This window comes from Microbispora sp. NPDC049633 (assembly GCF_040675265.1).
Classification (GTDB): Bacteria; Actinomycetota; Actinomycetes; order Streptosporangiales; family Streptosporangiaceae; genus Microbispora; species Microbispora maris.
In genome coordinates, this window is the sequence record NZ_JBFAOO010000072.1 from 24778 (window position 1) to 34253 (window position 9476).

Genomic DNA, 9476 nt, shown 5'->3' on the forward strand with positions numbered 1-9476 from the left:
TCTCGTCAGTCCGCAGTGGGCGGTCGACAGCGTCAGACGGCCGGGCACTTCTCATGCCACCTTGATGACAACCTTGCCCGAGGTGTGACCGCTCTCGACGGTGGCGAGGGCGGCCGGGGCGTCGGAGAGCGGATGGACCGCGGTGATTACGGGTGCGAGGAGTCCGTCGAGGGCCAGCCGGGCCGACCGCTCCAGGTTCTCGCGGTCGACGCGACGCACGACGAAACGCCCACCGAGATCGGGCACAGACATATCACCCACAGCGATGACGTTGTGGCGATCTTGGGCCAGCGGAGCGACCGTCCGCAGCGAGGTGCCTCCGGCCAGGTCGACGATCCCGTCGAAGCCGTCCGGAACCAGCTCGCGTGCCGCGGCGGCGACGTCCGCGGCGGTGTAGTCGATGAACCGCACCCCGATGGCCTCGGCGTGCTCGCGTTTGGCGGTACTCCCGGTGCCGATCACACGCAACTCGCGCCCGATAGCCAGCCGGGCGACGGCGAGGCCGACCCCGCCCCCGACTCCGTTGACCAGGACCGTGGCACCGGCCGGGAGGCTGAGCTGGTCGAGCACGTCCACCGCGGTCGTCCCGGCTACTGGCAGCGTTGCCGCCACGGTCGCTGACAGACCCTCCGGGATGCGCGCGGTGTTCGGCGCGGACAGCACCGTCGTCTCGGCGTAGGTGCCGCCACCGGTGAGTGCGAAGCCGAAGACCGCGTCACCCACCTCGAGCCCGTTGACGTCCTCGCCCCGGGCGAGAACGGTTCCGGCTGCCTCCATGCCCAGCACGCGGGGAAACGGACGCCCGCCGTCGAACCCGTCGACCAGACCCGAGCGCAGAAGGTGGTCGAGGGGATTCACGCCGGCGACGTCGACCTGGATCAGCACCTCGCCGCGACCGGGGACAGGGTCGGGACGATCGAAGAACTCCTGCACCTCGGGCCCGCCATACCTGCCGAAACCCCACGCCTGCCCCATCTTCCGCCACCTCTCGTATGACCGACCCGGTGATTCCGGGCGTAGTCGCCATCCTCACCCCTGACATCGATGTGAGGGGCAACCGGCTGAGATGCGGATCACAGCATCAGGCCGACTGCGCCACCGGTTTCGGGCCGTGGACAGCTCCGCCCGGTGTCGGCGCGGTGGGGAAATGCTGCGAGCAGAAGCCTTCCGAGTGGACCGTTCATGACGCTACGGGCAGCATTGAGCACTGCTGTTCGGGACGACACGCTCTCGCGGAACGTCGCGGCGAACGTCAGGATGTCCGTCCCGCGTAGGCGCAAGGTGAAGCCGTGGACGGTGGATGAGGCACGGACTTCCCTGGAGTCGCTCGTACGAGGCGGGACACGATGCGAGACCAAGACGCACGCACTTCCGATGCCACCTTGCTCTTCCCTGACATCGTCACCGCGGCTTTGCGGGTGCGCCTCGCCAACCACCGTGCGGCCCGCGCTGAGGCTGGGGGGCTGGCACGAAACAGGGCTCGTCTTCACCACCGCGAGCGGCCGGCCGATCGAGCCGTCGAACTTCCGGCGGAGCTTCGCCAACGCCTGCGCCAGGGCAAGGTGCGGAAGGTCCATGTCCACGCGACTCGGAAGACCTGCGCGTCGCTCTTGGTCGCCCTCGACGTTCACCCGCGCGTGGCGATGCAGACCCTTCGGCATAGTCAGATCTCGGTCACGATGAACATCTACAGCGAGGTCTCGTCAGAGGAGACGCGCAAGGCTCTCAGGCGGCTCGGTGAGCAACCGGATTCGTAGCGGTTGCTGCATTTCGCTGCTGTACGAGATCACAAAGGCCATTTCCTGATCACGGGAGGTGGTCTTTGACGTGGGGTGGAGCCTAGGGGATTCGAACCCCTGACTTCCTGCTTGCAAATCGGCCTGATCACCAGGGGAAACGACCCCGACCTGGGCGAGAGGCACCCCGCGAGTGACCGGGAGTGCCCCCTGTTGACCGCCCTTAATGGCCCGCTAATGGCCCGCCGCTCAGCCCGTGACCTGCCGACGGACACGCGCCCCTGGGCCCATCCCGTCCTCTTCGTAACCGCGAACGCCCAGGACGCAACCGCCGTCTCGGTGGTCAGCCCGCTGTAGACCGGAACCCCCTACCTACAGAGGTTGTGTCCGACATAATATGGGCATGAAGAGGTTGCGCTTCTACCAGTCGGCGAGGAGGCACCGTATCGGGCAGGCGCATGCCTTGCATGTTGTCCGATCTGGGCCCCCAGTGATCGTGCCGGCCAGAGACCCGACGCTGGAGGATCGATGGGTTTGGATCGGCCCCGACGATCGGGGCATAGAGCTGGAGGTGATCGGCATCCTCACCGACAAAGCTCTAGTGATTATCCACGTGATGCCGACCGCGCTACGGAGAAGGACGCCATGACTGAGCACCAGGCAGCCTGGCCACCCGAAGACATCGAACTGGCCCTGGACCACGACTCCGATATCGACAGCGACTCCGAAGAGATCCACGACACCAAAGGCAACCTGATCACGGACGAGTACGTGCGGGACGCAATCAGCGACGTCCACCGCGCGATCGACGAAGGCCGCGTACCCGTGCCGACCAGTCGTCCCGGACGTCCATCGCTCACAGGCGAGGGCACCCATTCCCCAAGGGTCTCCTTCAGACTCCCGGAGGAGTTGCGTGAACGCGCGAAGGCCCGCGCCGAGCAAGAGGGCAAGAGTGTGTCCGCGCTGGCACGGGAAGCCTTTGAACAGTTCCTCAGAGCAGGATGAGCACGTGGCGGACGAGCGGCGGCACCACGTGGCCAAGCAGCTCGACAGCCTCGCGCGAGGACAACTCAAGAGTGGATCGGGCACGCAACGGGCACGGAAGAGCACGAAGGCCGATTAACGATCAAAGCCCAGGCGGGGAAAACGGTCCCTGACCTGGGCTTTTGAGTGGGTGGAGCCTAGGGGATTCGAACCCCTGACTTCCTGTTTGCAAATCGGCCTGATCACCAGGGACAACGGCCCCGACCTTGGCCAGAGGCAGTCCGCGAGTGACCGTGAGTACTCCCTGTTGACCGCCCTTAATGGCCCGCTAATGGCCCGACTTCGCGGCCCCACGTCCCGACGATGGATAGCGTGGTGCTACTTGGTGGCACCACGTAGCACGCCCTCTACACTTGTGGGGTGAGCATCTCTGAGCCTGAACGTTCCCATCAGATCTCGCAGCGCGATCTCCGCAACCGGTCTGCAGAGATCATGGATGGCCTGGAGCGCGGAGAACGGTACGCCGTGACTCGTAATGGCCATCACATCGGCGACCTCGTGCCAATCCGGCGCCGACGCCGGGCCGTCTCACGAGCGGAGTTCGCCGCCATGTCCCGAGGTATGCCGCGTCTCGATGACCGGAAGTACCGCGAGGACATGGACCGACACGTCAACGACGATCTCTACGACCCCTACGATCGCGCATACGGCAGAGGCGAGTTCAGCGAGGGCGAACAATGACCCCCACGCAAGGGCTGCTCGACACCAACATCCTCATCCTGCGCGCTGGGATCGACCCGGACGAGCTGCCCGACGAGATGACCATCAGCGCCATCACGACGGCGGAGTTGTCGGTCGGCGTGCTCGTGGCGTCCGGGCCGCAAGAACTCGCTCACCGGATGAAGATCCTTCAGGCCGCCGAGGCTGAGTTCGATCCTCTCCCCTTCGACGAAACCGCCGCCCGCGAGTACGGCCAACTCTGGACCGCTGTCGTCGCCTCAGGCCGCAACCCGCGTCCCCGCACGGCAGATTTGATGATCGCTTGCGTGGCGATGGCCAACCAACTGCCGCTCTACACCTGCACCCCAAAGGACTTCAAGGGCCTGGATCAACTGCTCACAGTGGTTCCGGTCACTCGACCACAGTGGGACGGCACCTGAGACGTGCTTTCGCCCGCAGGAATCAATCCGAAGCCCAGGCGGGAAAACGGTCCCTGGCCTGGGCTTTTGATTGGGTGGAGCCTAGGGGATTCGAACCCCTGACTTCCTGCTTGCAAATCGGTCTGCTCTTCAGGGAAAACGGCCGCGACCTGGGCGACAAGCAGTCCGCGAGTGACTGTGAGTGCCCCCCGTTGACCGCCCTTAATGGCACGCTAATGGCACGGCGATCATGCTCGCGACCTGCAGCGGCCGGCCATGCGCGGCCCGTCCCCTGGTTCACCCTCGTCCTCCTCGTAGCTGCCGATCCCCAGGACGGGACCGTCGTGTCAAGGGTCAGCAAAGCTGATCGCGAAGCGACGCCGCAGGCGCCCTTGACTCGGTGGGCACGGCCGGGACACTCAACCAGCGAGGAGGACGAAGGACCATCAGGGCACCCGGATTCAGCGGGCGCAGATGGCGGCGTCGAAGGTGTCAATCAGGTGCTGACGATTGTCGGGGACGCCCGTGACGTAGACGGTGCCCGCGCGCACGGCCCGGTCACGCCCGCTGAACACCGCGGCTCCCGGCATGTCGCCGGCGGCGAAGTAGGCGTAGCCGCAGCTCGACTTCATCCGGGCCAGGCCGTACCCGTAGCGGGCGTCCTCGGGGCCAGCCGGCCCCCTTAACCGGAACCGTCCTGGCCATATCTGCCCTAGCGGGGCCTTGCTCCAGAAGCGGTTGAGGTCCTCCGGGGTAGAGACCAGGCCGCCGCCCCTGGCAGGCCGACGGTGGTAGGCGTGATCTCGGCGCTCACCCCGGAGCCAGAGTGCCCCCACCGGAGGCATGATTGTCACACTTTAGAGATGACGGATCATCGGTCCGATCGCAGGCCGTACGGGCCGCGAGCTGGGCGCAGGGCCTCCCGCGTGTGGCCGTGGCTGACCCCTGATGACCGCCCCTAATGGCCCGACGCACCGGGCAGGCTTGCGGTGTTGTCGTCCGCCACCGGGACCAATTGTCAAACTTTGTGGATCATGGGTGACTCATAGGGCTCGAAGCCATCGATCGTGGGCTGCGAAGTCTTCGTTGGCGAGTTCCCGGTAGGAATCCACGTGGTGGAGGAGAGCCCGGCCTCTTGGGATCTGAATAAGTCCTACTGACGGTCGTCGCCAGGACACCTTTCCGCTTGACTGCGAGGCACACGCCGGAAATGATGTCACCGGGCCACGCTGTTAACACGGAGAGCATCGGCCGTCGTTGCGGGATGGCATGGCGTCAGCGGCTTGGCGTTGCGACGTGATGGGGGTGGGCTATGGAAGTTACGCCGTCCCTAATCGCGCCGCGGATACTTACTAGGGTGATACGCCAGCGTAGCGTTATGAAGGCGGACACATGACCGCAACCATGTCCGGCTTCGAGCATCTCAGTGGTAACGAATGGCAAAACCTCTGCGTGCGAGTACTCCATGAACACCATCGAGGGAACTTCATTGAGGTCCCCGACCAAGATGGTGGGGATGCGGGATTGGAGGGCTTCTCGCTTGACGATGAATGCGTCTACCAATGCTACGCACCAGAGAACGAACCGCTTAGCCCGGATGCGCGCTACAGGAAACAGCGCACGAAAATGACCGACGATGTCGGAAAGTTCATCACAAACAGAGATAAGGTTCGAAAGATAGTTCCGCCCGACTATCGAGCCAAACGATGGATACTTCTCGTACCGTTAATTACGACAAAGCGACTGCTCGAACACGCGAGTAAACAGACTGAACGATTGCGCGCTGAGGCGCTGCCCTACGCCGCGCAAGACATCATCGTGATACCACATACACTTCGCTCGTATGAACGTGCGAAAAATGCCGTCATAGCTCGACAGATAGACCGCCTGCGCCTCCCGCATGTTGCCAATCCGAATTACGAAGAAATCGCCGATCCTCTGATTCAGAAGATGAGCAGCAAGTTGTTGCGCACGGCGGGATTCAGCGACTCCGCAAAGCGAAGTGCCTTCATGGATCGCCTGCTATCAAACTCAGTTGTAGGCCGTGAACAGCGGGACTGGATTCAGGATCACTACTCTGAGCTAGGCGAGGAACTGGAAGATCATCTTTCGGACCTCGAAGCGCGACTTGAAGTACACTATCCCCTAGACCAGCCAAACGCAGATCAATTATTGGCTTCGATATTGAGGGATACCGAGGACGTGGTTACCAGTGTTCTCAATGTGCGGAAGTCGCAGGCCCGGGTAGTTGCGGAGGGTCAGGTCGCCCAATGGCTTATGGACTGCCCGCTGGATTTCCCATGAGCGATGACTCGATCCGCACTCAGAGACAATACGAGTTGACGGATATTCCCAATGAGCAACGCCAAGATCAAAGCCAAGCGGTACTTTGGGCGCTAGCTGCCGCAGCGACTCTTACCGAAGCCGAGGGTTTACAGATACCTGCTGGCTTCCACAAGCGACCCCGTCCTATGGACGCTCGGAAGAGAATCGCATTTAGGACGTCTCTACTAGTACTGATCCTTGCGCGCTTCAACGGGAAGGCTGCCAAGCTTGAGAACGTCCACCTCTTTATGTGGGGGACTCGAACCAATCGAACGCGGCAAATGCTTGCCGCATGGTGGACTGGTCGCAGGTTCGCCAGTACCCAGGTACAAAGGCTAGATCCCGACCTCCAGGTCACAGTAAGACTAGCAATCGCCGATAGGCTAGTAGGAGTGAAGGGACAAGGTAATAGGCGAATTTATTTGACCGAGAAAGGCGTCAATCTTGCTGCCGCCATCGATCGAGAACCGGAAGTTCTCGCCGTTGAGAAGCGCTTCCTTGCGAGCTTTTCGAGATTGAGCGACGCGGCAGTTACTCGGCATCTAGGAGTGAATGCCGAATGAGCATGAAAATTCGTGCTGTAAGGCTGCGAGTTCATACTCAGGACGGTGCCCTGGGGCGGACAGTAAGGTTTTCCTCAGGGTTCAACCTGATTCAGGCAGGTAACAATCGAGGGAAAACTCAGGTTGTGCAGGGCCTGATTTATGCGCTTGGCATGGAGCGGATGCTAAGCGCTCGCGCTCATGCCCCGCTTGGTAGCGCTATGACTAGCGAGATTATAAGCCTACGAGAGGGAAAAGAAGTCACTAGGCCTGTGGCCTCAAGCTGGGTTGCAATTGAGCTGGGTAATGATGCCGGTGAGGTTATCACCGCGCAGCGCCATATCAAGCATCCAACGTTCCGGCCCAACCTGGTTCGGGTATGGCAAGAGGCCGCGGTCACCGAGCGCATAGTGAGATCTCGACCTACTGACTACTTTCTGCATGATCCCGGCAGTGTTCAGGGAGAACGAGGATTCCACGCCCTCTTAATGAAGTTTGTTGGATGGGACCTCCCGAGTGTCGTGGATTACTCCGGAAGACCAGTACTGCTGTACCCAGACGTGATTTTCCCCTTTTTGATTGTTGATCAACAAGCGTGGGTGTCATCAGGACCACGCAAAGTGGAGCGGTACCAGATCCGCGATCCTGTCCGACGTGCTGCAGAATTCCTGCTTAGGCTGGAAGGGCCGGGGGCACGTAAGCAGCGAGAGGAACTCGAGCGGCGCATCAATGATCTACAGATTGAATGGACGGCCTCTCGATCGGCAATCAGAGGGCAAGCCGGTGCAATAGGCGGCAGGGTGGTGGGAATCCCTGAGCGCCCGTCAGGATCAATCGCTAGGACAACTCTTGCCCAACCTACCGACCTCAGTGGCGCGATGCTTCAAGTGGTACGGGAGGGGGAATGGCTGCCTGCGGGAGATTTCCTCCGCTCCCTTGAAGCGGAGTTGGATGCCATTAAACCCTCCGCATCTACGATTCAGCCTGGCGAGGACGTCGATGCGGAGCTGCGCGACAGGATCGATGAGGTCCGGGAGGAACTCAACGATGTCTTAGCTGCAGCTCGTCTACTAGAACAAGATCTGACGATGGCTGAGGGGCAGCTTGCCGCTCTAGATCGGCGTATCGCCGGACTCACAGAAGAAAAAAATCGCAATAGAGATATCTCGACCCTTATTCGCCTCGGCAGCGAAACATCGGCCCAGCACATCTCTGACCATAATTGCCCCACATGTAGACAATCACTTGACGGTATTGAGGCTGCAGAACTTGGCCCAACGCTTGATGTAAGCGAGACAATCGGCTTACTCAACGCACAGATAAGTACCGCCATGGCAATGAGGGAGCGTTCGCGCGTCATAGTTGAACAGTCGGCTCACGCATATTCAGCGATGCAGCGCGAGATCGATCATCTTAGGCTGCAACTCCGATCACTGGAGGCAGATGCAATCACGCCAGACCAGGTGCCGAAAAGTGGTGATATTGCTAAAAGGATCTCACTCGAACTACGGCGCGACGAAGTTCGGAGGGCCGTCGACTCCTACGAGACGAAGATTGAGGCACTGTCACAGATCGCGCAACAAATTGCCGAGGCTCGTAATGAACTAAATGGACTTCCAGAGGGCCTTTCAGAATCTGATATTTCGGTTCTGCGCTCAGTGGGTTCACTAATGCGGAAGCGGCTTCGGCTATCCGGCTTCGGAAGCTATGACCCTGCGTTGGTGCAGGTAGACATGGATTCCTTGCAGCCGGTGCGTCAAGGCTTCGATGTTGACACGGATGCTAGCGCTAGTGATGTCGTACGCATCAAGCTCGCATATCTTGATTCAATACGACGCGTAGGCGTAAGCCGCGGAAGACATCCCGGTCTCTTGGTGCTTGACGAGCCCCGACAGCAGGACATGGAGTTGGACGACTACGAAGCCATTCTTCGATACTTAAGCGAGGGGCACGACGAGCAGAGCCAAGTGATCGTCACCAGCACGACAGAGATGGCCCATCTAAGGAACACGCTTGAAGGCGCTGACGTCTCGTTCATAGAGCTTGGATCCGAGCGTCTGCTCGGATGGGACTCAACCACAGCGCACCTGGACCGGCCCTGATAATTAGCGCTTCGTCTGCCTGCCGGGCGGTGGGCTTTCGATTTTTCGGCGATCGGAGGAGCCGGTTTGGTGGTACGCCATCCAACCACTTGCTGCACTCCAGGTCAGGATGGGCGCGTCCCCTCCACGAGTCCTCGGTTCCCTCTCGTTCCCCTTCCTGACGGGTACGCAGCGGGCACGGGACGGTTGCTCCTCCGTTGCGCCGGCCCACCGATCGCCCCCGACCCCGTATGGCGATCAGCCATCATCAGACGATCGTGAGGGTGGTACCGGAGAGATCGACCTCGGTATAGGTGTCTTACTCGGGTAGATCCAGCCCATGGGCTTTGAGCGCCTTGCGAGCCTGCCGGAGGCATTCTTCAGCGGAGTCGGCGTCAGCGCGGACGACCCATCGATTACTTTGGGGTCCGCCGCTCGCGTGGAAGGTCCAGGGCCGAGCGCTCCCACGTTCGGCGTCCACCCTGAGGAGGGCGTTCACATCGTGTTCCAGGAGCCATTGGAGCATCGTGATCGCGTCCATCCCGGCAGCATATGGGCGCGGCGGCGCGTCTCAGGGTCGGCGAGTCGGCCGGGTGCGGCGGGCGTGCGGGTCGGTGGACGGCCCGGGGCGCCGCCGGCCGGGACCGGCCCCCAGGCCGCACGCCCGGC

General features: G+C 61.6%; 8 protein-coding genes. 6 read left to right on the plus strand and 2 right to left on the minus strand.

The features are described 5' to 3' along the window. Positions 1-51 precede the first annotated feature (51 nt). Positions 52-975 carry an NADP-dependent oxidoreductase gene (locus tag AB0J39_RS19965; RefSeq protein WP_363466689.1) on the minus strand — a complete coding sequence of 308 codons (924 nt, stop codon included), beginning with the start codon at positions 973-975 and terminating at the stop codon, positions 52-54. A gap of 1164 nt (positions 976-2139) precedes the next feature. Between AB0J39_RS19965 and AB0J39_RS19970 the strand changes: the two genes are divergently transcribed. From AB0J39_RS19970 to AB0J39_RS19985, 4 genes are all read left to right on the plus strand, one after another. Further along, on the plus strand, positions 2140-2385 hold the full coding sequence (locus tag AB0J39_RS19970) for a hypothetical protein (protein ID WP_363466692.1): 246 nt from the start codon (positions 2140-2142) through the stop codon (positions 2383-2385). Next, positions 2382-2741, plus strand: a complete 360-nt coding sequence (locus AB0J39_RS19975; RefSeq protein ID WP_363466695.1) for an Arc family DNA-binding protein — start codon at positions 2382-2384, stop codon at positions 2739-2741. The genes AB0J39_RS19970 and AB0J39_RS19975 overlap by 4 nt, the downstream gene beginning before the upstream one ends. Positions 2742-3140: 399 nt before the next feature. Beyond that, positions 3141-3461: a prevent-host-death protein gene (locus tag AB0J39_RS19980; RefSeq protein WP_183538076.1), complete on the plus strand. Its 321-nt coding sequence runs from the start codon at positions 3141-3143 to the stop codon at positions 3459-3461. Next, complete coding sequence (locus AB0J39_RS19985) at positions 3458-3880, plus strand: type II toxin-antitoxin system VapC family toxin (protein ID WP_363466698.1); 423 nt, start codon at positions 3458-3460, stop codon at positions 3878-3880. Before AB0J39_RS19980 ends, AB0J39_RS19985 begins: the two co-directional genes overlap by 4 nt. Before the next feature lie 440 nt (positions 3881-4320). Here AB0J39_RS19985 and AB0J39_RS19990 read toward each other — a convergent pair whose 3' ends face one another. Further along, entirely contained in the window at positions 4321-4491 is a 171-nt protein-coding gene (locus AB0J39_RS19990; RefSeq protein ID WP_363466700.1) for a hypothetical protein, read from the minus strand. A 760-nt stretch (positions 4492-5251) separates the two neighbouring features. On the opposite strand from AB0J39_RS19990, the gene AB0J39_RS19995 reads away from it, so the two are divergent. Together AB0J39_RS19995 and AB0J39_RS20000 are read left to right on the plus strand one after the other, a co-directional pair. Continuing rightward, positions 5252-6163, plus strand: a complete 912-nt coding sequence (locus AB0J39_RS19995) for a hypothetical protein (RefSeq protein ID WP_363466703.1) — start codon at positions 5252-5254, stop codon at positions 6161-6163. Positions 6164-6947: 784 nt separating this feature from the next. Then, positions 6948-8828: a hypothetical protein gene (locus AB0J39_RS20000; RefSeq protein ID WP_363466706.1), complete on the plus strand. Its 1881-nt coding sequence runs from the start codon at positions 6948-6950 to the stop codon at positions 8826-8828. The last annotated feature ends 648 nt before the right edge of the window (positions 8829-9476 follow it).

Bases quoted from the DNA above. Each gene is read 5' to 3' on its own strand.
- AB0J39_RS19965 (WP_363466689.1), bottom strand. From the start codon at position 975: ATGGGGCAGGCGTGGGGTTTCGGCAGGTATGGCGGGCCCGAGGTGCAG.
- AB0J39_RS19970 (WP_363466692.1), top strand. From the start codon at position 2,140: ATGAAGAGGTTGCGCTTCTACCAGTCGGCGAGGAGGCACCGTATCGGG.
- AB0J39_RS19975 (WP_363466695.1), top strand. From the start codon at position 2,382: ATGACTGAGCACCAGGCAGCCTGGCCACCCGAAGACATCGAACTGGCC.
- AB0J39_RS19985 (WP_363466698.1), top strand. From the start codon at position 3,458: ATGACCCCCACGCAAGGGCTGCTCGACACCAACATCCTCATCCTGCGC.
- AB0J39_RS19990 (WP_363466700.1), bottom strand. From the start codon at position 4,491: ATGAAGTCGAGCTGCGGCTACGCCTACTTCGCCGCCGGCGACATGCCG.
- AB0J39_RS19995 (WP_363466703.1), top strand. From the start codon at position 5,252: ATGACCGCAACCATGTCCGGCTTCGAGCATCTCAGTGGTAACGAATGG.
- AB0J39_RS20000 (WP_363466706.1), top strand. From the start codon at position 6,948: ATGACTAGCGAGATTATAAGCCTACGAGAGGGAAAAGAAGTCACTAGG.